Here is a 22632-nt window from a genome sequence, read left to right as displayed (position 1 = left end):
CGACGCAGAATGAGGGCATGACCACGCACGACATGAGCCTGGGCGCGACGATCCGCGCCTGGCGCGACCGGCTCTCCCCGGCGGCGGTCGGTCTGCCCGCCGGGCGCGCGCGCCGCACGTCCGGGCTGCGCCGCGAGGAACTCGCCGACCTCGCGGGTGTCTCGGTCGACTACGTCGTACGGCTCGAACAGGGCCGGGCGACCACGCCGTCGGCCCAGGTCAGCGCCGCGCTGGCCCGGGCGTTGCAGCTCACGGGGGCGGAGCGCGACCATCTCTACCGGCTCGCGGGCCTGCAGCCGCCCCGGGACGGCCTGATCGGCGACCACATCCCGCCTGGGATCCAGCGGGTGCTCACCCGGCTCGGGGACGCGCCGGTCGCCGTGTTCGCCGCCGACTGGCGGCTGCTGTGGTGGAGCCGCGGCTGGGCGGCGCTGATCGGCGACCCTTCCGGAGTCGCGCCGGAGGACCGGAACCTGGTGCGGGCGCGCTTTCCGGTCGCGTCCGACCGCGGAGGCCTCGCGGGATGGCCCGTCGTCTCCAAGAACCTGGAGGCGTCCGACAGGGCCATCGTCGCCGACCTGCGCCGCGCGTCGGGCCGCTACCCCGGAGACGCGCGCCTGAGCGGGCTGATCCGCCGCACGCTGGACGGCAACCCGCGTTTCGCCCGGCTGTGGCATTCCGGCGCCGTCGGCCACCACGCGGAGGACCGGAAGACGATCCGGCATCCGCAGGTCGGCGACATCACCATCGACTGCGACGTGCTCTGCGACTCGGGCACCGACCTCAAGATCATCATCTACACGGCAGTGCCCGGCAGTGAGGACGAGGCCAAGCTCGCCCTCACGCGCGTCACCGGCGTGTCGTCCCCTGTCCCGGACCACCCCTGGACGGTGACCGAGCCCGTACCCGGCCCGGGCGGCGCGCGGTGAGCGACACTCGGACCCGGGGTCGCCCTGACGGCCGCGGCGACGGTCAGTCGCTCGCGGTCAGGCAGAACAGGTGCCCCTCAGGGTCCGCGAGGACGACCCAGTCCTCGCCGCCGGGCTGGAACTCGGGCTTGGTCGCGCCGGCGGCGAGCAGCCCCTCGACGGCCTGCGGGATGTCGGCGACCTTGAAATCGAGGTGGGCGTGCTTGGCGGCGTCCGGCCAGCCCGGCCCCCGATAGCCGTCGATCCGCTGGAAGGCCAGCTGGAACGGCCCCTCTCCCAGGTAGGCGAAATCATCGTCACTGTGGGTGATCTGCCAGCCGGTGACGTCCTGATAGAACCGCGCCAGCGCCTTCGGGGCGGCACAGTCGATGATGATCGCGGTGAGCTCTGCCTGGACGGCCATGTCGATGACTCCTTGCTGTCGTCGTTGGTCCGCCCCAGCATCCGCGCCTAGGCACCGCGGGGTCTTGAAGATTCTTGCGGGCCGTTTCGTCGTACCCGCCGCGTACGCTCGGCGGCGTGCTGTCAGCCGTCACCCTCGCCGCCCGGTCCGAGTTCACCGTGAGCACGGTGGCCTGCCGCGCCGACCACACCCGATGGTCGAAGCCGGAGGCACGTGACGGCCACCGCCTGGTGCTCATCCGGCGCGGCCGGTTCCGGCGGTGGGCCGACGGCGACGACGCCGATCTGGATCCGACGGTCGGCTATCTGAGCGCGCCGGGTGAGGAGGAGCGGTTCGCCCACCCGGCCGGCGGCGACGTCTGCACCTCGGTGCGCTTCTCCCCGTGGCTCTGGGAAGGGCGTACCGGTAAGAGGAGCGTGTACATCGACGCCCGCGTCGACCTGGCCCACCGCCGGGTCCTCGCCGCCGCGGAGGGCGGCGACATCGACTACGCGCTGACGGAGGAACTGCTCGGTCTCGTCGCGCTGACCGCCCCGCGGCCTGCCGAGCGGACGAGACCCGCCCACCGGGCGCTGGCCACGGCGGCCCGTGCGGCGATCATGGACGGAGCGCCGGAGGGGGCGCGGCTGTGCTCGCTGGCCGCGGCGTTGCGGGTCTCGCCGTACCGGCTGAGCCGGGTGTTCTCCCAGCAGGTCGGCGTGTCGCTCACCCGCTACCGCAACCGGGTCCGCGTCGCCCGGGCCATGGACCGGCTCGAAGAAGGCGACACCGGCCTCGCCGGCCTCGCCGCCGAACTCGGCTTCGCCGACCAGGCCCACCTGACCCGCACCGTCCGCGACCACCTCGGCCACACCCCGCTCGCCCTACGACGCCTCCTCACGCCGCCCGCCCACGCGACCTCGGACGAGCCCCCGGTCGCAGCGGCGGGCAGCACGCGGACATGAACACGTTCAGTAATTGATCGCTGACAACCAGTTGTGGCAGGGTGCTCATGTCTTGATCGACTTTTCTGAGAGGCAACCATGCTCGCTCGCCATCTGCTGGCCACCGCCGTCATCTCCACCGCCATGGGGGCGGTCGTCCCCCTGCCCGCGGTCGCCTCCGCCCACGAGCCCCCCGGCCCCGCCACCCACGTCGGGACCGCGATGTGCGTCGACGTCAGCAACAACCGTGGCAACGGCGTCCTGATGTACCAGTGGCAGTGCGACAGCAACAACACCAACCAGAAGTTCGTCATCGAGGACGGCCTCGTGAAGGTGGAAGACACCATCGGCAAGAGCCAGGTGATGTGTCTGGACTCCTCCAACGGCCGCGCCAACGGCACCCGGGTCTACCAGTGGCAGTGCGTGAGCAACGCCAACCAGCTCTGGGTCGTCCGGAGAAACCTGATCTTCCTCAAGTCCACGCTCAACTCGGCCAACCCGCTGTGCCTGGACGCCACCAACGGCCGCGGCAACGGCACGCAGGTGTACTTGTGGCGGTGCGACTACAACAACACCAACCAGAAGTTCGTCATCGTGGACGGCCAGATCGCGATCAAGGACACTCTGTCCTGACCTCCGACCACGCCCCGTCGCCGCTGGTGGCCTTCCTCCCCTGGCGCCCACCGCGAACGGCGCTTCAGATCATGATCCACGGCTACGGCGGACGGCTCGACCGATCCCAGGTCAGAGGCGTATCCGTTGGGTTCTTCATTGTTGGTACGGGACGCCGCGGGTATCAACGGTAGTGAGGCAGACGGCCCCCGGCCTTCGGTGAGGCACGACGCAGGACGGCGGCCGTATCGAACGGGTTGCGAGTCAAGGCCATGGACGGCGATGCATCTGCCGAACTGTCGGTAGGCGAACAAGTACTGGCCGAGGTGCTGCGGGTGGCACGGGCGCAGCCGCCGGCCCGGCTCGCCGACGTGATCACCGACAATGCCGGGCCGCTGGGGGTCCGCCGCGTGGTGGTGTATCTGGCGGACCTGCAGGAGAAAGTGCTCGTGCCGCTGCCCCCGGAGGTGCCTTCGGGGGCGGGCGGCGATGACGCCGCGCAGTTCGACGCTGAGCCAGACGATCCGGACGTCGCCGGGCGGGAGCGCGGCGTGGTGCGGATCGAGGGCACGGTGGCCGGGTTGGCCTACAGGAAGCTGACCGTGGTGACGGCCGAAGACAGCCAGGTCCCCGGCGAGCTGACCCGGGTGGGTGAGCCGGCGCGCCGGCACCGGATCTGGCTGCCGCTGGTGGACGGCAACGTCCGGGTGGGGGTGCTGGAGCTGACCGTCGACCATCTGGACGAACAGGTGCTGCAGCGGTGCCAGTTGCTCGCCGGCGTCGTGGCGTTGCTGGTGGTCAGCCACGGCGGCTACAGCGACGTGTTCAACCAGTTGCGCCGCCGCGAGCGGATGCGGCTGTCGGCCGAGATGGTCTGGGCGTTCATACCCGGTCAGACCTTCGCCACCCAGGATGTGGTGATCTGCGCCGCCGCCGAACCCGTCTACCAGCTCGGCGGGGACGCCTACGACTTCTCCATCATGAACCGCGTGGTCCACGTCTCGCTGTTCGACGCCGCCGGGCACGATCGAAGGCGAACTGTTCGGACTGGACCGGCTGGCCGACACCATCATAGGGACCACCGCGGCCGGCATGTCCGCCCCCGAGGCGCTGCGCCGCCTCGTCCACGACCTGTTCAGCGAAGAAGCGGGCGCGTCCCTGGCCGACGACGCCACCGTCCTCCTCATCGAATGGCGCCCCACCACCCCCGCCGGCTCCATCCAAACCACCACACAAACCTCTACCCACGCCACTACATGTCGACGACGCGTGAATACTGACCCCCCTGGCGACGGCCCTGTCCCTGACGGCCGTGGTCCGCCGGGAAGTCCGCCGGCCGGGCTGCCCGGTGTCGCCGTCGATCTTCCGTGTGACTGGACTCTCCCACGGTGGGAGGCCTCATGCTGCTCCTGGCGGCCACCAGCGTTGATCTTGTAGCTGCCAGGGATGGTGACGGTGTGGGACCGTTGGCCGCAGCGGCATGAGGAGGGCGACGCATGACCATCGTGAAGGGCATCGAGCCCCGCGGCATGCAGCACTGTGAGACGACCGCGCTGGGGGTGCTGCTGCGGCACGAGGCGCTCGATCTGTCCGAGCCCATGCTGTTCGGGCTGGGCTCGGGGCTGTCCTTCATCTATTGGGACGGCAAGGACATGGCGTTCCCCTTTCTCGGAGGGCGCGTCAAGCCTTTCGAGCTCACCAGGAACCTGGCCGCCAGGCTGGGGCTGACGTTGAAGGTCGAGGAGACCACCTCAGCCCGCAAGGCGTGGGAGAACGCGGCCGGCCCCATCGACGCCGGTCGGCCGGTCGGCCTCCAACTCGACTGCTACCACCTGGACTATTTCCGGTCCAAGGTGCACTTCGGCGGGCATGTCGTCGCCATGTACGGCTACGACGAGCACGACGTCTACCTCGTGGACACCGACCAGCAGGGAGGAGCCGTGCGCAGCAGCCGGGCCGGCCTCGCCATGGCGCGGGCCGAACGTGGCCCGATGACCGCCAGGAACCGATCCTTCACCATCACCCTGCCGGCCCACCCGCTTCCCTGGCAGGACCAGATCATCCCGGCCATCAGACACTGCGCCGACGCCTTCCTCGCCGCTCCCATCGCGAACCTCGGCCACCGCGGCATCGAGAAGGCCGGCAAGCAGGTGCCCAAATGGCTGCTACGCGCCGGCGATCCACAGCAGGACCTGCCGCAGGCCGCCCTCCTCATGGAGAAGGCCGGCACCGGCGGCGCCCTGTTCCGCGCCCTCTATCGCGACTTCCTCGACGAATGCACCCAACTGATCGACAACGACAACCTCCGCACCGCCCACAAGCTGTACGCCGAAGCCGCCACCCTGTGGACGCACGTATCCACCTTGATCGCGAAAGCAGGAGAAAGCAGCGACACGGGATACCTCGAACAGGCCGGCGCCACCCTCCACGCTCTCTCACGCATCGAGAAGGACGCCATGCAGGTGCTGCGTCAGCTGTAGCTCGCAGGCCACCGGCTGTCCGGGCGAAGATCGTGTCGGCGGCCGGTCCACCGCACCTGCCGACGGGCGTTTCCGGGCACACCGCCGCGTTCCTCAGGGCGACCCTGAGGTTGTTCATCGGGGTGGGCATATGACGTCCGGAAGCCCCGGTGGCAGGATGCGGCGTTCGTCTTCGGTGAGGTCGCGTCCCAGGACGTCGCACAGGTGGGATTTCCACACTTCGGGATCGAGCCGGAACAGATCTACGGCGTCTCCGGGTGTGCGTCTCCTGAGCAGGGCCTTCCCGTCCTGAGTCGATGCTATGAAGATCTGTTGACCGGGGAAATTATAGGTGGTCACGTCGACATCACCGGAGTCGGACAGATTCATGAAGCGCACAGAGCGTCCATAGGCCAGGAAGAACGCGGCGTTCTCGGAACCGCCGTCTCTGACGACCCCCAATTGGGTTTCATTCCCGGAGACGGGTCCGAAGGCAGGCGGTATCTTCCGCGTTCGCAGACGGTCTTGTACCGACCACAACTCGAACATGTTCCCTGACATCAGCACGAGGGCGTAGCGACCGCTGGGCTCGACCACCGCGATGGACGTACCGATCCCAAGGCGGATCCGCAGATCCGGATCGTCCGTGCGGGTCGCCAACCGGAAGGCGAGCAAAGTGTGGTCGCGTACGTTCGTGATCTGCAGATATCCCGGCTTGTAATGCCGCTGCACATGGAAGTTCACGAGGTCGGGGTAATAATCGTGAATATCCAGCGGATTGGACAGGCGCCGACCATCGCGGGCATTCCAGTGTTCGATCACCCTTCCTGAGACCGTCACCAGTTCCTCATCGGTGAAGAAGAAGGAGTACACCTGTTCTCGTACCCCGCCCTTGTCGGCCGGAGGCATGCGGGTGGTGATCTCGGCCACTTTGCGCAGTCGCGGAAGGTCGTAGACCACGATCTTGTTGTGGTCGGCCCTGTCGGCCACAAGCGTCTCGGCGCGGTTGACGGTCAGCAGCAGATGCTGGTCGGAGGGTGTGGGGGCGAAGCGGACCTCGGCGAGCGTTCTTCCTTGCCCTTCGGTCTCAATGATCGCCAGCCGGTCGTCGACCTTGCCGTCCGTTCCGGCGCGGACGAGCATGGTACGACCTCGGTCGAGTAGTTCCGGCAGGCTGGACGCCCGCAATCCGTCGTCGGCGAACATCTTCCAGCCGGTCACGCCGGCTTTGTCACGGTGGATCACGATGGGGTCGCTCGGCGTGCCGAGCAGGGGGCCGGCCTCGCCGGAGATGAGGTTGGGACCACTGAACCGTTCCGGGGGCGTGCCCGGCCGGGTGCCGAGGAGCACCCACTGAGCGCTTCCCTCATTGATCGCGACGTGTTCGCCTGCCGGGTCGATGGCGGGGCGTGCGCACGAGATGTAGTCGGTCTGGGGAGTGTAGCGGGCCAGCTCCCGCCCGTCGGATACGCGGATGAGCCGGTAGGCCGCCTTTTCTCCGCGACCGAGCGCGTCGCGGCAGACGGCCAGGACGCTTCCGTCAGCCGCTACCTCGACTTCCATCATCGAACCCGGCGCCGGCGCGCTGCGATGATCTTCCAGTTCCCGTACGGCGCCGGTGCGGAGGTCGAGGGACACCATGGAGTGTCCGCTTTGCCGCCGCGCGGCCACGAGCGTGTTCTCATCCGAGCCGAACCACACCTGTTGCAGGTCAGGGAGATGCCCCGGCAGCTCTTGGAGCCGCTGTGTCGTCAGGTCCCACACCCGCAACCGTCCGTCGAACGCCACCGTGGCGATCCGATCGGCACTCGGTGAGAAGGCGGCGATGTCGAGGTCGCCGTACCGTCCTCTCGGGTCGGGCTCCTGGAGCGCGGCGCCGCGCAGCCGATGTGCTGGTCCTACGACGATGTCGGCCGCCGTGTAGCGCACGTCGTGCCAGGTTATGGAGTCGTCCTCCTGCATCATGTAGGCGATGCGGCGGCCGTCCCTGCTGACCAGCGGGAACTGTGTTCTGCCCGCGAGGCCGAGACGCTCGCGCAGGACCCTGCCGCCGGCTTGGCGGACGAACAGTGTCGCGCGGCCGTGCGCGGAGGAGGCCAGCGTCACCGTGCCGTCGGCGCTCATCGCGGTGTCCAGGATCGACCCCTCGGAGCCCGTCAGCATCCAGGCGGCGTCCTTGAGCTGGTCGTATCGCTGCAGCAGCGCGTTACGGGCCTCCTGCGTCGGCGCGACGTCGTACGCGGCGATGGCCGCCAGGGCCGCGAGCCCCGGGTCTTCCTCGGCCATCTCCCCTGTGGAACTCGCCAGCGCACGTGACCTGCTCTCGTCCGCCCGCTCCGCGCTGACCCGCATCTGGTTGACGAGAAAGCCGACCAGGGCCACGATCAGCGCGAGCACCATGGCCACCGCGGTCTGCGTAGCCCGGGTGCGCCGTCGTAGCTTCCGGCTCCGCCGGCGGGCCGCGGTCAGGAACTCGCGTTCCTCTTCGGCCAGTTCGCCCGCACGCCCGCCCAGCCACTGGTCGATCGCCTGTAGTTCTCCTCTGTTCGGCAGCAGGCCCGCCGACTGTGCGCCGTGCTGCCAGCGCTGCAGGTCATGTGCCAGCTCCGCCCGCCCGGCCAGGAACTTCCTGTCCGCCTCCACCTGGTCCCGCAGTGCGGGCCATGCCGTGATCAGCGCCTCGTGGGCCAGTTCCGCGCTCTCCGGTTCGCCCTCCCCTCCGTGCAGCACCAGCAGCCGCCGCTCGGCGAACGCCTTCGCGAGATCCCACTGGGTCTCGTCCACCTCGTCCCGGGTGAGCCTGCGGCGCAGCACGATCTGGCTGCCGGGCAGCATCCGCACCAGTTTGGTGAGCAGCCGCCGCGCCGCCTCCTCCTTGTCCGGCTCGCCGTCGACCCGGTCGTTCCATGCCCGCTCGGCGTGGTGTCTCAGCGCGCCGGACACGCCCCGCATCGCTTCGTAGGCCGCGTTCCGCAGGTAGCCGCCGTCCTGCTGTTCCCATAACTGCTGCAGGACGAACCCCAGCAGGGGGAGGATGCCCGGCTCGCCGCCCGCGTCGTCCAGGATGCGCCGGGCCAGCCCCGGTTCGTAGGCCACGGCCGCGAGCCGCTCGACGGGTTCGATGATCACCTCCTTCAACTGCTCGGAGGACATGGGCGCGAGCGGCAACGTCGTTCCGCCGAGCAACGCGGGCCCCAGGCGTGGATGTCTCAGAACCGGGTCCATCAGGTCGGAGCGCAACGTGACGAGGATCCGTACCGCGCCGATCGGGTGGTGCTGCGGGAACAGCAGGTCGGTGAGTTCGTCGATCTCGGATTCGGTGCGGTTCAGGAGCCCTTCCGCCTGGTCGAGGACGACGAGGAGATCGCCGGACACCGTGCCCCGGACGCGGTGGAGCGTGTCGGCGAACCCCTTACCCGCGAGCCAGGCCTCGACCTGGTCGGCGCTGTCGGCACGCGCGGGCCCGTACCGCCCGGACCGGACGGCCTCATACAGCTCGGTGGCCAGCGCGGCCCGCATGGAGGAGATCAACCCGGCGTTGAACGCCAGCACCTCGTATCCGTCCGCCCGCATCCGGGGCACCACACCGGCCAGAGCCAGGGAGGACTTGCCGCAGCCCGAGGGCCCGTACACCGTCACGGTGCGCGCCCCGCGCAGGGCCGTGACGACGTTGGCGATGTCCTCCTCCCGCCCGAAGAAGAGGTCGGCGTCGCCTTCCTCGTAGGGCTTCAGGCCGCGGAAAGGAGAGGGCGGGCGGATGACGGGGCCGAGTCCGGGAATCTCCCGCACGAGGGTCCTCGTGCGCAGCGCGTAAGCCTGCTGGGCGTCGCCCGCCGACTGCGCGGCCACCAAGAGGCCGACCACCGCGCCCAGCGTGTTGTGCCAGACGGGGCTGCCGCTGAAACCGGGCTTGACGTGGACGGTCTGCCCGTTGGCCCGCGACAGCTCCATCCAGCCCTCGCCCGTCGCGCCGCTGATCCTGCCGTCGAACCAGGTCCCGCCCGGCGCGTCATGGGGGAATCCCACCGCGCGCACCTCACCGCCCTGCACCCTGTCGGGGTCGGCCATGGGGAGCGGGCGGGTACCAGGGACGGGCTCAGGGAGCCGGAGGACGGCGATGTCGCCGGTCCGCTCGGCCCTGATCGGCACCCAGTCCTGGACCATGGCCGGCCACATCCGCCGTCCCTCACCGCCGGTCGGCGACTCCCGCAGCGGGAACTCCACCATGACCGGCGTCCCTGTGGCCACCGGCTCCCAGTGGGACTTCTCCAGCGCGTCCGACACCACGTGGGCGCAGGTCAGCACCAGATCCGGGGCGATGAGGAAGCCCGCGCCCCCCAGCGCACCGTGCTGTCCCTTGACCTGGACGACCGCTGCGGCGATGGCCTCGTCCGGACTGCCCGACCATGTCCGTGCCGTCTCCGCCATCAGGTCTCCTCCGCACCTCAGGCCGGACCGAATCCCCCCTTGCCGATCAGTCCCCGGTCCCGTCCGGCTTCTCGCCGCGTTTCCACGTCAGGCTCACCGAGAAGTTGGCCGCGGTCGCCGTGCTCGCGATGACGATGTCCGCTTCGGCCGACAGCGAGACCCCGAACTCCAGCACGATCTCGTCCGGCGCGTTGGCGAGGTCCTGAAACCGGGTGACGAAGCTCTCGGCCACAGGGCGAACGGTGTCCAGCATCTGCCCGAGCGATCGTTCGGCTCGCACTATGGAGCGCGCGCCTCTGCCCACCCGAACGAGCGTTTCGTCCACTTCGCGGATCTGCACACGGACGATCTCGTCCCTGCCATCGCCTACCGGCACCTCCACCGTGCGCACAAGACGATCACTCACAACGTCCTCCCGATGTCACGTGGCCGGATGGATAACGGCGAATCAGGCCTTCTAAAGGCCGGACCGGAAAGCGCGAGCCGATCGCGGAACCCGTCGACGGCATAGAGATATGCACGGTCGCCGGCTTGCGGATGAGAAGCGTTTCGCCAAGCCGCCCCAGCACCCTTCCTCTCAATCCAGCCTGCGGGCACCATTGGTGTTCAGGTAGCGGACGCGTACGGTGTTGCGGACGGGCTTGCCGTCGTGTTCGTCGGTGTATTCGACGGTCTTACCGTAGCCGTACTTCTCATATATACGCCCTAATTCGGGGCTGTCCGCCCAGTGGTCCAGCGCCAGTGCGGGAGCATCATGTGCTCTGGCGAGCCTCTCGGCTTCTTCCAGCAGGGCCGAGCCGACACCGTGGCCGCCGGGGCCGCGGTCGGCCATCACGGTGTGGATGAACAGCGATCCGCCGGGCACGGCGCCGGCGGGGATCCGCGGTGGAGTCCCCGGTGCCGCCGCCAGCATCCCGACGCATCGATCGGCGCGTTCGGCCAGGGTGATGACGCCTTGGCGTGTCCAGTCGGTGACTCGGCCGGGGAAGCCGGGAATGCGGGAGAACGGCACCGTTCCCCACTGCTCTGAGCGGCCTTGGGTGATGAGCCACGCGTGGACGGAGTCCATCAAGGACAGCAGGGCCGGAACGTCGTCGGGTGTCGCCGGTCGCAGTTGAATGGATGGGGTCGGCATCGCGGCCTCCGGGAGGGCTAGACTTCGCACAACCCGATTAATTCAACTTTCTAAGGATTAGATTGTCAAAGCATCTCAGGATCGAGGCCGTGACCAGCGCGGTTCAGGAGCTGCAGGACGCCACCGATCTCATCGACGAGCTGGCGGCCCGGCGCCTCGGCGTCAACCGCACCGACCTGAGGTGCCTGAGCCGCCTGACCGCCCGTGGTCCGCTCACGGCGAGCGAACTGGCGGCCGCCGCGGGTCTGACCGGAGGCGCCACCACCACCGCCATCGACCGGCTGGAGCGAGCGGGCCTGGCCGTGCGGGTCCGCGACACAGCGGACCGGCGCCGGGTCCTGGTGCACTTGACCGAACAGGGCCGAACCGCTGTCGAGGAGATCTGGGGGCCGATCGCCGCCGAGGCTCAGACCGAGCTCCTACGGTTCAGCGTCGCCGAGCTCGAACTCATCGAGACGTTCCTACGCCGCGCGCTGCACAATCAGGCCCGTCATGCCGACCGCCTGCGCAAGGGAAGTGACGAGATCTGACCGTACTACGAGCTGTTCAGGGGGAGCAGTCGCACGGGCCTGCACCCATCTGGCTGGAGAGGGTCATGACCTTCGACCCGGAGTAACCGGAGTAAGAAGTACGACAGGCGCGGCGTCAGTCGTCGTGCGTCGCACCGCGACGTCCCCGCCGGGTGGCGACGAGGAGCGCGATGGCGCTGATCGTGTAGGCGACGGGCGCCAGCGCCCAGTATCCGCCCTCGGGGCGCGTACCGAAGTGGAAGTCCGGCTGACTACCGGCGAACATGTCCGCGAGCCCGTCCTCGGGAACGCCCTCCGGCGGGAGGGTGATCGGGAGCTCTCTCAGCACGAGCAGGAGATGGAGCAAGGCCAGGGCACCGCAGATTCCGCTGATGACGCCGACCAGCGTGCGATTCCTCGCCATGACGACAACGCCCACGAGAAATGGCAGGACGCCGATGCCGAAGAGGTCGAGGACCAAAAGATCTCGCTTCGAAGCCCCGGCGATCTCGCTGACGATCATCGCCAAAGGCAAGGGAGGGGAAGACCATCCGCTCTCTGTCGTCGTAGCGAGCAACCCCCACGGCACCAGCGAAGCACCCACCGCCACCCCGAACCACGCCCATGCACGCCGGCCGGTCGGCACGTTTCTCCACGTGAGCACCGGAAGAGCGTATAGGACATGTTCCCGAACCGCCCCAGTACAGGTAGACACGCCGGCTCCACGATGCCGGCCACCGCAGGACGCGAGTCAGCGCATCGGGGCCGCTCTCTGGGGCGATGGCTGGGAACCGCAACCCCGGCGGTGCCCGGACAGCAGAAAGGCCCTCGCCCGAATTCTCGGAGAGGGCCTCTGAGGTGCGGAGGCTCGGGGATTTGAACCCCGGATGGGCTGTAGACCCTAACCGCGTCAGCAGTGCCTCAAGATCGGCGATCGGCCAGGCATAAAGTCGGTTCGCCGACGGCCAGGATGACCCGCAACGGCGTTTCGCAATAGATCGACAACTCGCCTAAGCGGTGTGGGTCGGCTCACCTTTCCTCAAGGGTGGCCAGGTGGGCCGTGATGTCCTCGGCGAAGCGGGCCAGCAGGCGGCCGAGGTCTGCGCGGTCTGGGTCGGACCAGTGGGCGATGGCGCCGGTGAACCAGTTGATGAGCGTGCGCGCGTAGCGGTCGGCGGCCGCCTTGCCTTCATCGGTCGGCTCGATGAAGCTGACCCGGCGGTCGTTCGGATCGCCGATGCGGCGTACCAGGCCGTGGCGCTCCAGTTGCTGGACCTGTCGCGTGACGTGCGGTTGCACGAGCTGCGTCTGCTCGGCGATCTCGCTGATCCTCAGCGGCTTGCCGGCCATGTGTACGGAGACCAGGACGGAGAACGCCGGCCGATCCACCTCGACCCGGGCGGTTTTCATGGCGTGCTCGATCAGGCGGCCGCGGCTGATGGCGTTGCTCAGCTGTGCGAGGCGGGGCATGACGGTCAGCACCTGATCGTCGGTTCCGCCAGCGGGATCCTGGGGTCCGGTGTTCATCGAATCTCCACTTGCATACATAAAACATGTATCTATATGGTGGTCCATGCGGGCACTCGGCGCCGCATTGCACCCTCCATAAGGATACCTAAAGCATGCATCTATTTGCTGCTGCGCGTTGACCAGGAAGGACTCCTGATGAACCGACCCGCCCACCGCAAGATCCTCATCTCCGGCGCCAGCATCGCCGGCCCGTCCCTCGCCTACTGGCTGGACCGGTACGGCTTCGAGGTCACCATCGTGGAGCAGGCCGCCCACCTGCGCGGGGGAGGGTACGCCATCGACATCCGCGGCACCGCCCGCGACGTCGTCGAACGCATGGGCCTACTGCCGCGGCTCCGGCAACTCCACGTGGACGCCCGCCAGATCACCTTCCTCAACCCCGACGGCACCATTTTGACCAGCCTGCGCCCGGAGGCCATCACCGGCGGCGCCGAGGGCCTGGACCTCGAAGTACGCCGGGGCGACCTGGCCAACTGCCTCTACGGCCTGGTCGAGAACAAGGTCGAGTTCCTGTTCGACGACTCCATCGCGACCCTCGACGACCGCGGCGATCAGGTGGAAGTCACCTTCGACAGCGGCACCAGGCGAACATTCGACCTGGTGATCGGCGCCGACGGACTGCACTCCAACACCCGCGGCCTGGCCTTCGGCCCCGAAGAGCGCTACCACCGCTATCTCGGCTTCTGCTTCGCCGGCTTCACCTTGGCCAACGACCTCGGGCTCCAGCACGAGGGACTGCTGTGGAACGCTCCCGGCAGGGCCGCCACCCTCTACGCGTACGACCCCGGCGAGCCGATGCACGGCTTCCTGATCTTCGCGCGGGACGAGCCGCCCTATACGGCCTTCCGCACCCCGCAGGCGCAGCGCGACCTGGTGGCCGCGACGTTCCCCGACACGCTGTGGGAGATCCCCCGGATGGTCGACGCGATGCGCGCGGCCGACGACCTGTTCTTCGACGTCGTCAGCCAGATCCACATGCCCGTCTGGTCCACCGGCCGTGTCGCGCTCGTCGGCGACGCCGCCCACGCCACGTCGTTCCTGTCCGGCCAGGGGTCAAGCGTGTCGCTGGCGGCCGCCTACGTCCTGGCCGGCGAACTGGCCACCCACGACGACCACGTCCCCGCCCTCGCAGCCTATGAGAACACCGTCCGGAACTTCGCGGAGCAGAACCAGGCCCTCGCCACCGCAGGCGGTGGCGTGGTCGCCCCACGCACCCGGCAACACCTCGACGCACGCAACGCGATGCTGCGCACCCAGACGACGCTCCCCTCCGGCACCGAGGGCCGCGCCGCCAACACCGCCCTGACCCTGCCCGACTACGAGCACGCACTCGCACGCTGAGGAACCGCACCTGGGTGGAGTCCGGCAATGGTCCGGCATTCGCGTCTTGGATCTTTCAGCGCAGCAGAAAGGCCCCTTCGCGATTTCGGCGAAAGGGCCTCTGAGGTGCGGAGGCTCGGGGATTTGAACCCCGGATGGGCTGTAGACCCAAACCGCATTAGCAGTGCGGCGCCATAGACCTGACTAGGCGAAGCCTCCTGGTCAGTCGGGCGGGCGTCAGTGCCGCCGACTGGCTCAGCACAGAGTACCGGCCTTGATGCCGGGCGGCAAAGTGGATTCGCCGTTGTCGTCAATCATGTCCGTCAGCGGGCGCGTGTGCGTGCCGTGGGACGGGGTCGTCCGGGTTTCCACACCCTGTGTCCACAGGCTGTGGACACGCTGTGTACGTCCGGGAACGAGTGGAGATCGGGGGGGTGATCCGGCTGAGCCGGGGAGCGTTGTGGACGGCGGCGGGCCGCCAGGGGCGGGGCGCCTGGCGGCCGGCGGCGCGCGTCGGCGGGTCAGGCGCGGCGGGTGGCCTGGCCTTCTACCTCGATCTTGATCTTCTTGCTGACGAGGACGCCGCCGGTCTCCAGGGCGACGTTCCAGGTCAGGCCGAAGTCCTCGCGGTCGAGCTCGGTCTCGATGGAGAAGCCGAAGACCTCGGCGCCCCACGGGTTGGTGCCGGCGCCGCCGTACTCGACCTTGAGCGTGACCGGCCTGGTGACGTCACGGATGGTGAGGTCGCCCACGACGGTGAAGTCGTCGCCGGAGTGCTCGACGACGCGGGTGCTGCGGAAGGTCAGCTCGGGGAACTTCTCCACCGCCAGGAAGTCCTCGCTGCGGAGGTGGTTGTCGCGGTCGGCGCTGCCGGTCTCGATACTGGCGGTGCGGATCGTGAGCTCGGCCGACGATTCGAGCGGGTTCTCGGCGATCGTGACGCTGCCGGTGAAGTCCTGGAAGCGCCCGCGGACCTTGGTCACCATCATGTGCTTCGCGGTGAAGCCGACGATGCTGTGCGCGGCGTCGAGGTCGAAGGTGCCGGACTCGGGGATCGTGAGGCCTTCCCAGGCGCGAGTGCTCATGGTGTCCATCTCCGTGGTTAGTTGACGAGCGGATGTCTGCGGCAACAGATTTCTACATGAGGAATATTCCGTACGTCAACTATCGTCGTCTAGACTGGTCCCGTGATCCCACCAGACGACGCCAAACTCACCGCGGTCGGTCTCCTCATGGAGGTCCACGCCGGCCTCGTGGGCAAGATGACCCCCGCCTTCACCGCCGCCGGGCTGTCCGGGGTCGACTTCGAGACCTTGATCCGTCTCGCCCGGTCCCCCGAGCGCCAGCTCCGCATGAGCGACCTGGCCGCGCAGACGTCGCTGTCGACCAGCGGGGTGACGCGCGTCGTGGACCGGCTCGAACGCGAGGGCCTGGTACGCCGCGTGGCCTGCGCGAGCGACCGCAGGGCCTCCTACGCGACGCTCACCGACGCCGGCCTGGCACGGCTGGAGGTCGTCGTGCCCCGGCACCTGGAGGACATCGAGACGTGGTTCACCGGGCTCCTGAGCCCCGCGCAGCTCGAAACGCTGCTGGACACCCTGCGGATCATCCGCGACGTCGTACGGCCCTGCGCCACGGCGGGCGCGGAGGTGCCGGGAGAGGTCACCCCACCGAGATCGTGAGCTCGCCCCGCGCGTGCATCTCGCGCAGGGCGCGCTTGGCGAACTTGCCCACGCTGGTCTTCGGCACCGTCTCGACGAAGGCCCAGCGTTCCGGGACCTGCCAGCGTGCCACCTTGCCCGCCAGGAACTCCTTCAGCTCCGCCACGTCGGCCGGGCCGTCGAGCACCACGCACGCGAGCGGACGCTCGCCCCAGCGTTCGTCCGGCACGCCGATCACGGCCGCCTCGACGACCGCGGGGTGCGCCATGAGGGCGTTCTCCAGTTCGACCGACGAGATCCACTCGCCGCCGGACTTGATGACGTCCTTGGCGCGGTCGGTCAGCGTCACGTAGCCGCGGGCGTCCAGGCGCCCGACGTCGCCGGTGCGCAGCCAGCCGTCGTGGAATCGGGAGGCGTCGTCGTCCTTGTGGTAGGACGCGGTGACCCACGGGCCGCGCACCTCCAGCTCGCCGACCGCGAGCCCGTCGGCGTCGAGGACGACGTCGCCGGCGCCGACGATCCGTCCCTCCACGCCGGCGAGCAGCCTGCCCTGGGTGACGCGCAGGCTCCAGTCGTCCCCGTGCGCCACGGTGGCGAGGGGCGAGGTCTCGGTCATGCCCCACGCCTGCACCAGGCGAACGCCGAACTCGTCCTGGAGCCCCCGCATCAGCGACTCGGGCACGGCGGACCCGCCGCACGGCACCAGCCGGAGCGAGGACAGGTCGGAGTGGTGCTGCCGGGCATGGCGCAGCAGGTCGGCGAAGATCATGGGGATGCCGCCGGAGATCGTCGGCCGCTCCTCCTCGATGATCTTCACGAGGAGGTCGGCCCGCATGTAGCGGTCGGGCATGACCAGCGAGGCCCCGGACATGAGGGCGGCGTACGGCATGCCCCAGGCGTTGGCGTGGAACATGGGGACGATCGGCAGCACCTTGTCATCGGACGTCACGCCCATGGCGTTGCCGGTGCAGATCGCCATGGCGTGCAGGTACGACGACCGGTGGCTGTAGACGACGCCCTTGGGATTGCCGGTGGTGCCGCTGGTGTAGCACATGGACGCGGCGGCGCGCTCGTCCAGCTCGGGCCAGGGGTAGGAGTCGGGGGCGGCGTCCAGGAGCTCGCGGTAGCGGTGCACGGGCTTGCTGGCCGCGCGCAGCGGCTCGACGTCCCCCTCGCCGGCGACGATGACGTGCCGCACCGTCTTCATCTCGGGGAGGATCGGCGCGAGCAGGGGGATCAGCGAGGCGTCGACGAGCAGCACGTCGTCCTCGGCGTGGTTGGCGATGTAGACGATCTGGTCGGGGAACAGGCGGATGTTCAGCGTGTGCAGCACCGCCCCCATGCCGGGCACGGCGAGGTAGGCGGTGAGGTGCTCGGTGTTGTTCCAGGCGAACGTCGCCACCCGCCGGTCGCCGGCCACGCCGAGCCCGCGCAGGGCGCCGGCCAGGCGCGCGGCCTCCCTCGCCAGCTCGCCGTACGGCAGCCGGCGGTAGCCGTTCCCGGCGTACGTGGCCACCTCGTGATCGGCGTACAGGCCGGTGCCGTGCCGCATGATCGACGTGATCGTCAGCGGGTGGTCGGGCATCGTGCTGCGCATGGGCGCCACCTCCGCCTCTCGAGTGTGAGCCGGGTCCGCGACGGCGACAAGCGCTCGCTCAGCGTGCGGAACCCAACTGGGGTCGCTTCTCGGGTGCGCAGGGACGGACCACGACGAGGTCGCCGCGCAGCTTGGCCATCGCGCGCGAGACCGTGCTCTTGACGGTGCCGATGCTGATCCCGAGCGTGCTGGCGATCTCGGTCTCGCTCATGTCCTCGTAGTAACGGAGCAGAATCGCCGCGCGCTGCCGCGCGGGGAGACGGTCGATCGCCTGTTCCAGCAGCTCGTGGACCTCCCCAGGGGCCGGGCCCTCCCGCACCGGGGTCTCGGGCAGGTCCTCGGAGGGGTACTCCTCCAGCTTCCTGCGCCGCCACCAGGAGATGTTGATGTTGACCATCACACGGCGGACGTACCCGTCCAGCGAGGCCCGGTCGTTGATGCGGTCCCAGGCGAGGTAGGTCTTGGCGAGGGCGGCCTGCAGCAGGTCCTCGGCATCGGCGGGCTGGCCGGTCAGGTGGTAGGCGGCGCGCAGCAGTGCCGGGCCGCGTGCGACCACGAACTCGCGGAACTCCTCGTCCTTACCGCTCATGCGATCACCGGTGCCGTGACGAAGGGGCATGATTCGTTCGGTTCTCGTGGTCAGAATCGCAGCCGGAGGCCATAATGCGGCTGAACCTTCATCCAGGTTTCGCCCCACCGAATGCAAAGATCGTTACAGTCGTACGGCAGGCCGGGACGGCGAGTCGTTCTTCCGAGGGTGGGTAATTTGCTACGCGCGCCCACCGCGGAGGAAATATTCGCCCCGCTGACAGCGCTGCCCACGGCAAAACATGTGACGCTAGCGGGCATCTAGGTGACTCGCCGCCGCATCTGGGGAGGGCCCCATGGGAGTGGAGCGTCGCCACGCGCTGGCATCCGCGGCACTCGGCCGCGGCCTGGTGCCGCCGCAGGTCGACCAGGAGGTCCCCGCGCTCACCGCGGTCACCGGTGAGATCCTCGACATCAGCCCGCATCTCGTCGTCGTCGAGAATCCCGAGGGCGCGCAGGAGCGTCTGGTGATCGCGCCCTGGGCGACGGCCTGGCGCGGGAGCACCGTCGCGCCGGCCGATCTTCCCGTGGGCAGCCGCGTGGTCATCCGCGCCCGGCAGTCCGGACGCGTCGCCGACCGGCTGTGGGGGGACGTCACCCGGGTCACGGGCGTGATCGTCTCGGTGGGCAAGGCGGGCAGAGATCGGACGATCGAGCTGGACTGCGGACCTCACCGGGGCAAGCGTGAGGTCGTGATCCCCTACGGCGCGTCCGGCCGCATCGCCGTCCGGCATCCGCAGCTGAAGCCGGGGTACCTCTTCGACGCCATCGGCACCCGCGTGGAGGGCGTCACCGTCGCCTACCTTCCGGCGACCTCGCAGCCCCCTTACCGGGCGACGGCCGTCCCGGCTCCCCCGCCCGCGTACAGCGGGGTGCAGTCGAAGATCTCGGGGGCCGCGGCGTGGTCGGACGCCTTCGACGAGGGGGAGGCCGGGGTCGCATACCCGATGTTGGAACGTGCCGATTCCGCATGCGACGACGCGGGAGTGTCCTGTACGGGATTGCCATACCTGTCATTGGGTTCAATGCTTTATGTCGGCAATGTCTGTGAAAGCCGCGCGACGGTGCTGCCGATCGTGGCCTGCGGGTGCATCGCGGGCCGGTTCTGCGACCGCTGTGTGGAATGTGGCACGTCACCGCGGGGGCGGATCGTCGAACTGTCGCCGGTGTCCTTCGTCGAGCTCGGGGGAGATCTCACCAACGGATGCTTCAACGCCCGTGTCGGATTGGGGTGACCCATGGAGCTTGAATCTCTCGCCACCGCCGCGCTCGCGCTGGTCGTGCCGCTCCTGATCCTCGGAGGCGTCGCCAAGGCCGCGACCGCAGGCTCCGACGCCGAGCCGGGGGCGCTCGCCCGGCTCGGCCCGGGAGTCCTCGTCCCCGAACGGTGGCGCAAGCCCATGATGATCTTCTGCGCCGCGGTCGAAGGGGTGCTCGCGGCCGGCCTGCTCCTCACGCCGAGCCCACTGCCTCGCTGGGGGACGGTCACGTTCTTCTCGGTGGCGACCTACGTGCTGTGGGAGCTGCGCCGCCGCAGGCCGGACGTCGGGTGCGGCTGCTTCGGCGAGGCCAGTGGCAGCCCCGTGGGCCTGCGATCGATCGGCAGGGCGGCGGTGCTCACCGGCGCGGCCGTGCTCGTCGCGCTCGTGCCCGTGACGGGGAGCGACCTGCTGGCGCCCTCGTGGGACGTGGTGACGGCCTTCGGGGCCGGTCTCGCGCTCCTCGCGGTCCTGTCCCCCGAGATGGAGGAGGGCCTCGCGCGCGTGCGGTACAGGGCGCCGTGCGAGCAGCGGCCCATCGCGGCCCCGAAGGCGCTGGCCCGCCTGAGGTCCAGCGGCGAATGGCGGTCCCACCAGGGCATGCTCGTCGCGGAGGAGCCGTCGGACACCTGGCGCGAGCTGTGCTGGCGGTTCTTCGTCTACCCGGCGCGCGCGGCCTCGGGGGGCGGGGCGGACGTGGTGTTCGCGGTGTACCTCACCGGACGGCGTCCGCCGATACGCGTCGCGGTGGTCGAGCAGGAAGGGACAGGACCTATTCGCGAATCTATCGGAGTATCGGCTGGATACTAGAAAGCCCTAGATTTCAGAAGAGGCCAGGGCACGGTGCCGGGCGGCGGGGGCGGCCACCCGGCACCGTGCATTCAACTCTCTACGGCTCTCTAGCTTCCCCTCTAGAAAGCCGTAGAGAGGTCGATGGCGGCACGGACGGAGCCGTGCCGGCCGCCGGACGCCCCCTACAAGGGTTGCGCCCGGAGGAACCTGCCGAAGTGCGGCACCGTGAAGGCGATCAGGCCGCGCTCGGCGCTGAAGATCAACCCTTTCTTGATGAGGCTGTCGCGGGCGGGAGACAGGCTGGACGGCTTGCGGCCGAGCCGCTCGGCGACCTCGGAGGTCGGCACGGGCTCGTCCCCGACGGAGGCCATGGCGTGCATGTACTCGCGCTCGGCGGGGGTGGCGCGCTCGTACCGGCTGCCGAAGAAGCCGACCGCGAGCTCTTCCTCGGCCTCGGGCGAGGCGACCTTGACGTCTTCCACCGTGATCGGCGACTTGGGCGCGACGTCCCAGGCGACCTTGCCGTACGCCTGGACGAAGTAGGGGTAGCCGTCGGCGGCCTCGTACAGCGCGTCGAGCGCCTCGGGCGTGAACTCGACCTCTTCGCGCTCGGCCGGGGCGATCAGCGCGAGATCGGCCGCGTCGCGGTCGAGGCGGTCGATGCGGGCGTACCGGAAGAGGCGCTCGGAATAGCTCTTGCTGGCGCTCAGCACGCTCGGCAGGTGGGGCAGGCCCGCCCCGACGACGATCAGCGGGCCACCGCTCTGGGACAGCTCGTGACACGCGGCGCACAGGGCCGAGATGTCGGGCGGCTGGACGTCCTGCATCTCGTCGATGAAGAGGGCGACGCCGACGCCGAGGTCGGTCGCCACCGAGGCGGCATCGACGAACAGCTCGGTGAGGTCGATCTCGAGATCGCCGGAGTCGGCCCTGCCGCGGGTGGCGGGGACGTCGATGGCCGGCGACCAGTGGGACGTGCCCTTGGCCGCCGCGGGATCACGCATCGCGAAGGCCTTCAGGACGCCGAGGAACTCTTCGATGCGCTCGGGCGCGCGGTGGCGCGGGGCCAGCTCGCGGATCGCCATGTGCATCGCGGCGGAGACGGGACGGCGGATCGACTGCTCGGGACGGGCCTCGATCTTGCCCGTGCCCCACAGACGCTGCATCGCCATGGACTTGAAGGTGTTGAGCAGCACGGTCTTACCGACACCGCGTAGCCCGGTGAGGACCATGCTGCGCTCGGGCCGGCCACGGGCCACCCGTTCGAGCACGACCTCGAACTGCTGCAGCTCACGATCGCGCCCGGCGAGCTCTGGAGGGCGCTGCCCCGCACCGGGGGCGTAAGGATTGCGCACGGGGTCCACGCTCTCGGACTTTATGACCGGATATAGAGGGCGTCCTAGATTTCCGTAGATAGGGCTACGGCGTGTCGCGGCACGACGTGTCGCGCGGGCGGCGAGGGACGCCGGTCGCGGGGGCGCGGAAGGCACCGCGAACACTGCCATTGGGCGCACCACCCCTCACCAGGAAAGCCTCGGCCCGAACGCTCGTTCGATCCAGTGCCCAAGACTGTAGCGCGGAGTCGAACATGTGCGCGAGCCGGTTCGAGTAAAACCTGCGGCAGAGATCCGGCGTCGCCGCCCCGCACGGCACTCGACCAGCGACATCACGATTCCGTCACGGCCGGGGTCACGAAGGCCTTACTGTTGCGTATGCCCGAGAAACCAAAGCTTCGCCACCTGGGCGTTCTCATATTGGCGTGCGCCTCCGTCGCGGCGTGCGGAGCCGCCGGGACCGGCGCGACACCGAGCGCCACGGCCGCGCCGCCGAGCGCCACGACTCCGTCCTCGCCCGCGCCGTCCTCCCCCGCCCCGCCGGAGGAGACGCCGAGCCCCGGCCCGCCCGCGTTCTCGTCCAAGGTCTCCGAGGTCACGGCCGCCATGCTCAAGGGGTCATGGCGCGAAGGATGCCCGGTGGGGCCCGACGACCTGCGCAAGGTCACGATGACCTACTGGGGTTTCGACGACAAGGCCCACACCGGCGAGCTGATCGTCAACAAGGCCGTCACCGGCGACGTGACCGCCATCTTCGAGAAGCTTTACGACTGGCGCTTCCCGATCGCCCGCATGGAGCCGATCGACAAGTACAAGGGCAGCGACTTCGACTCGATCGAGGCCGACAACACGTCGGCGTTCAACTGCCGCAGGGTCGCGGGGTCCAGTAGCTGGTCCAAGCACTCCTACGGCAAGGCCATCGACATCGACCCGCGCGAGAACCCGTGGGTGGAGCCGGACGGCTCGGTGTCCCACAAGAACGCCAAGCCCTTCGCGGACAGACCCCTGCACAAGCCCGGCGTCATCAACCCGGACGACCGCGTGGTCCGCCTCTTCGAGAAATACGGCTGGCAGTGGGGCGGCTACTTCAACGGCGCCAAGGACTACCAGCACTTCGCCAAGGGCGGCGGCTGAGCGCCTCGCCGAGGGCGGC

At 69.2% G+C, this 22632-nt stretch carries 21 protein-coding genes and 1 tRNA gene; 11 read left to right on the top strand and 11 right to left on the bottom strand.

Features of this window, described 5'->3' with window-relative positions; all coding sequences use genetic code 11:
- Positions 1 to 17: 17 nt before the first annotated feature.
- Entirely contained in the window at positions 18 to 929 is a 912-nt protein-coding gene (locus BJ982_RS07955) for a helix-turn-helix transcriptional regulator (protein WP_184877921.1), read from the top strand.
- Positions 930 to 972: 43 nt separating this feature from the next.
- Here BJ982_RS07955 and BJ982_RS07950 read toward each other — a convergent pair whose 3' ends face one another.
- Positions 973 to 1332 carry a VOC family protein gene (locus tag BJ982_RS07950; protein ID WP_184877919.1) on the bottom strand — a complete coding sequence of 120 codons (360 nt, stop codon included), beginning with the start codon at positions 1330 to 1332 and terminating at the stop codon, positions 973 to 975.
- 116 nt (positions 1333 to 1448) lie between these two features.
- Between BJ982_RS07950 and BJ982_RS07945 the strand changes: the two genes are divergently transcribed.
- The 4 genes from BJ982_RS07945 to BJ982_RS07930 all read left to right on the top strand — a co-directional run bounded on the left by BJ982_RS07945 (position 1449) and on the right by BJ982_RS07930 (position 5347).
- Positions 1449 to 2276, top strand: coding sequence for a helix-turn-helix domain-containing protein (locus BJ982_RS07945; RefSeq protein ID WP_184877916.1), 828 nt, complete (start codon positions 1449 to 1451; stop codon positions 2274 to 2276).
- 78 nt (positions 2277 to 2354) lie between these two features.
- Complete coding sequence (locus BJ982_RS07940; RefSeq protein WP_184877915.1) at positions 2355 to 2888, top strand: RICIN domain-containing protein; 534 nt, start codon at positions 2355 to 2357, stop codon at positions 2886 to 2888.
- A gap of 251 nt (positions 2889 to 3139) precedes the next feature.
- Positions 3140 to 4147, top strand: coding sequence for a hypothetical protein (locus BJ982_RS07935; RefSeq protein ID WP_184877913.1), 1008 nt, complete (start codon positions 3140 to 3142; stop codon positions 4145 to 4147).
- A 216-nt stretch (positions 4148 to 4363) separates the two neighbouring features.
- Positions 4364 to 5347, top strand: coding sequence for a BtrH N-terminal domain-containing protein (locus BJ982_RS07930; protein WP_184877911.1), 984 nt, complete (start codon positions 4364 to 4366; stop codon positions 5345 to 5347).
- 114 nt (positions 5348 to 5461) lie between these two features.
- Here the strand turns inward: BJ982_RS07930 and BJ982_RS07925 are convergent, their stop codons facing one another.
- The 3 genes from BJ982_RS07925 to BJ982_RS07915 form a co-directional block, all read right to left on the bottom strand.
- Positions 5462 to 9754, bottom strand: coding sequence for an nSTAND1 domain-containing NTPase (locus tag BJ982_RS07925; RefSeq protein WP_184877909.1), 4293 nt, complete (start codon positions 9752 to 9754; stop codon positions 5462 to 5464).
- Positions 9755 to 9800: 46 nt separating this feature from the next.
- Positions 9801 to 10145: a CU044_2847 family protein gene (locus tag BJ982_RS07920; protein WP_239122944.1), complete on the bottom strand. Its 345-nt coding sequence runs from the start codon at positions 10143 to 10145 to the stop codon at positions 9801 to 9803.
- Positions 10146 to 10331: 186 nt separating this feature from the next.
- Positions 10332 to 10889 (bottom strand): GNAT family N-acetyltransferase, encoded by a 558-nt coding sequence (locus BJ982_RS07915; protein WP_184877905.1) that lies wholly within the window; start codon positions 10887 to 10889, stop codon positions 10332 to 10334.
- Positions 10890 to 10978: 89 nt separating this feature from the next.
- Between BJ982_RS07915 and BJ982_RS07910 the strand changes: the two genes are divergently transcribed.
- Positions 10979 to 11419 (top strand): MarR family winged helix-turn-helix transcriptional regulator, encoded by a 441-nt coding sequence (locus BJ982_RS07910; protein ID WP_184877903.1) that lies wholly within the window; start codon positions 10979 to 10981, stop codon positions 11417 to 11419.
- 115 nt (positions 11420 to 11534) lie between these two features.
- Here the strand turns inward: BJ982_RS07910 and BJ982_RS07905 are convergent, their stop codons facing one another.
- Both BJ982_RS07905 and BJ982_RS07900 read right to left on the bottom strand, forming a co-directional pair.
- Positions 11535 to 11921 (bottom strand): hypothetical protein, encoded by a 387-nt coding sequence (locus BJ982_RS07905; protein ID WP_184877902.1) that lies wholly within the window; start codon positions 11919 to 11921, stop codon positions 11535 to 11537.
- Between the two features lie 506 nt (positions 11922 to 12427).
- Positions 12428 to 12925: a MarR family winged helix-turn-helix transcriptional regulator gene (locus BJ982_RS07900; protein ID WP_184877901.1), complete on the bottom strand. Its 498-nt coding sequence runs from the start codon at positions 12923 to 12925 to the stop codon at positions 12428 to 12430.
- A gap of 138 nt (positions 12926 to 13063) precedes the next feature.
- Here BJ982_RS07900 and BJ982_RS07895 point away from each other — a divergent pair, with 138 nt between their 5' ends.
- The gene (locus BJ982_RS07895; protein ID WP_184877900.1) at positions 13064 to 14269 is read left to right on the top strand and encodes an FAD-dependent monooxygenase; all 1206 of its coding nucleotides are present in this window, start codon (positions 13064 to 13066) and stop codon (positions 14267 to 14269) included.
- A 108-nt stretch (positions 14270 to 14377) separates the two neighbouring features.
- Here BJ982_RS07895 and BJ982_RS07890 read toward each other — a convergent pair.
- Positions 14378 to 14467: transfer RNA gene (locus BJ982_RS07890), tRNA-Ser, on the bottom strand.
- Positions 14468 to 14769: 302 nt separating this feature from the next.
- On the bottom strand, positions 14770 to 15333 hold the full coding sequence (locus tag BJ982_RS07885; protein WP_184877899.1) for a YceI family protein: 564 nt from the start codon (positions 15331 to 15333) through the stop codon (positions 14770 to 14772).
- Positions 15334 to 15435: 102 nt separating this feature from the next.
- On the opposite strand from BJ982_RS07885, the gene BJ982_RS07880 reads away from it, so the two are divergent.
- Complete coding sequence (locus tag BJ982_RS07880; RefSeq protein WP_239122945.1) at positions 15436 to 15930, top strand: MarR family winged helix-turn-helix transcriptional regulator; 495 nt, start codon at positions 15436 to 15438, stop codon at positions 15928 to 15930.
- Here the strand turns inward: BJ982_RS07880 and BJ982_RS07875 are convergent.
- Both BJ982_RS07875 and BJ982_RS07870 read right to left on the bottom strand, forming a co-directional pair.
- Positions 15911 to 17506 (bottom strand): long-chain fatty acid--CoA ligase, encoded by a 1596-nt coding sequence (locus BJ982_RS07875; protein ID WP_184877898.1) that lies wholly within the window; start codon positions 17504 to 17506, stop codon positions 15911 to 15913. The two genes, BJ982_RS07880 and BJ982_RS07875, sit on opposite strands and share 20 nt — an antisense overlap.
- Positions 17507 to 17564: 58 nt before the next feature.
- Positions 17565 to 18095 carry a SigE family RNA polymerase sigma factor gene (locus BJ982_RS07870; RefSeq protein WP_184877897.1) on the bottom strand — a complete coding sequence of 177 codons (531 nt, stop codon included), beginning with the start codon at positions 18093 to 18095 and terminating at the stop codon, positions 17565 to 17567.
- Between the two features lie 295 nt (positions 18096 to 18390).
- On the opposite strand from BJ982_RS07870, the gene BJ982_RS07865 reads away from it, so the two are divergent.
- Together BJ982_RS07865 and BJ982_RS07860 are read left to right on the top strand one after the other, a co-directional pair.
- On the top strand, positions 18391 to 19329 hold the full coding sequence (locus BJ982_RS07865; protein WP_184877896.1) for a hypothetical protein: 939 nt from the start codon (positions 18391 to 18393) through the stop codon (positions 19327 to 19329).
- A 3-nt stretch (positions 19330 to 19332) separates the two neighbouring features.
- Complete coding sequence (locus BJ982_RS07860; protein ID WP_184877894.1) at positions 19333 to 20163, top strand: MauE/DoxX family redox-associated membrane protein; 831 nt, start codon at positions 19333 to 19335, stop codon at positions 20161 to 20163.
- Between the two features lie 164 nt (positions 20164 to 20327).
- On the opposite strand, the gene BJ982_RS07855 is transcribed toward BJ982_RS07860, so the two are convergent.
- Positions 20328 to 21509 carry an ATP-binding protein gene (locus BJ982_RS07855; protein WP_184877892.1) on the bottom strand — a complete coding sequence of 394 codons (1182 nt, stop codon included), beginning with the start codon at positions 21507 to 21509 and terminating at the stop codon, positions 20328 to 20330.
- 348 nt (positions 21510 to 21857) lie between these two features.
- On the opposite strand from BJ982_RS07855, the gene BJ982_RS07850 reads away from it, so the two are divergent.
- Positions 21858 to 22613, top strand: a complete 756-nt coding sequence (locus BJ982_RS07850) for a M15 family metallopeptidase (RefSeq protein ID WP_184877890.1) — start codon at positions 21858 to 21860, stop codon at positions 22611 to 22613.
- Positions 22614 to 22632 lie beyond the last annotated feature (19 nt).

It is taken from the genome of Sphaerisporangium siamense, assembly GCF_014205275.1.
GTDB classification, from domain to species: domain Bacteria; phylum Actinomycetota; class Actinomycetes; order Streptosporangiales; family Streptosporangiaceae; genus Sphaerisporangium; species Sphaerisporangium siamense.
Note: the sequence above shows the minus strand (reverse complement) of the source record. Positions and strands in the feature narration are given on the sequence as shown.

Bases quoted from the DNA above. Each gene is read 5' to 3' on its own strand.
- BJ982_RS07955 (WP_184877921.1), top strand. From the start codon at position 18: ATGACCACGCACGACATGAGCCTGGGCGCGACGATCCGCGCCTGGCGC.
- BJ982_RS07950 (WP_184877919.1), bottom strand. From the start codon at position 1,332: ATGGCCGTCCAGGCAGAGCTCACCGCGATCATCATCGACTGTGCCGCC.
- BJ982_RS07940 (WP_184877915.1), top strand. From the start codon at position 2,355: ATGCTCGCTCGCCATCTGCTGGCCACCGCCGTCATCTCCACCGCCATG.
- BJ982_RS07935 (WP_184877913.1), top strand. From the start codon at position 3,140: ATGGACGGCGATGCATCTGCCGAACTGTCGGTAGGCGAACAAGTACTG.
- BJ982_RS07930 (WP_184877911.1), top strand. From the start codon at position 4,364: ATGACCATCGTGAAGGGCATCGAGCCCCGCGGCATGCAGCACTGTGAG.
- BJ982_RS07925 (WP_184877909.1), bottom strand. From the start codon at position 9,754: ATGGCGGAGACGGCACGGACATGGTCGGGCAGTCCGGACGAGGCCATC.
- BJ982_RS07915 (WP_184877905.1), bottom strand. From the start codon at position 10,889: ATGCCGACCCCATCCATTCAACTGCGACCGGCGACACCCGACGACGTT.
- BJ982_RS07905 (WP_184877902.1), bottom strand. From the start codon at position 11,921: ATGATCGTCAGCGAGATCGCCGGGGCTTCGAAGCGAGATCTTTTGGTC.
- BJ982_RS07900 (WP_184877901.1), bottom strand. From the start codon at position 12,925: ATGAACACCGGACCCCAGGATCCCGCTGGCGGAACCGACGATCAGGTG.
- BJ982_RS07895 (WP_184877900.1), top strand. From the start codon at position 13,064: ATGAACCGACCCGCCCACCGCAAGATCCTCATCTCCGGCGCCAGCATC.
- BJ982_RS07885 (WP_184877899.1), bottom strand. From the start codon at position 15,333: ATGAGCACTCGCGCCTGGGAAGGCCTCACGATCCCCGAGTCCGGCACC.
- BJ982_RS07875 (WP_184877898.1), bottom strand. From the start codon at position 17,506: ATGCGCAGCACGATGCCCGACCACCCGCTGACGATCACGTCGATCATG.
- BJ982_RS07870 (WP_184877897.1), bottom strand. From the start codon at position 18,095: ATGAGCGGTAAGGACGAGGAGTTCCGCGAGTTCGTGGTCGCACGCGGC.
- BJ982_RS07865 (WP_184877896.1), top strand. From the start codon at position 18,391: ATGGGAGTGGAGCGTCGCCACGCGCTGGCATCCGCGGCACTCGGCCGC.
- BJ982_RS07860 (WP_184877894.1), top strand. From the start codon at position 19,333: ATGGAGCTTGAATCTCTCGCCACCGCCGCGCTCGCGCTGGTCGTGCCG.
- BJ982_RS07850 (WP_184877890.1), top strand. From the start codon at position 21,858: ATGCCCGAGAAACCAAAGCTTCGCCACCTGGGCGTTCTCATATTGGCG.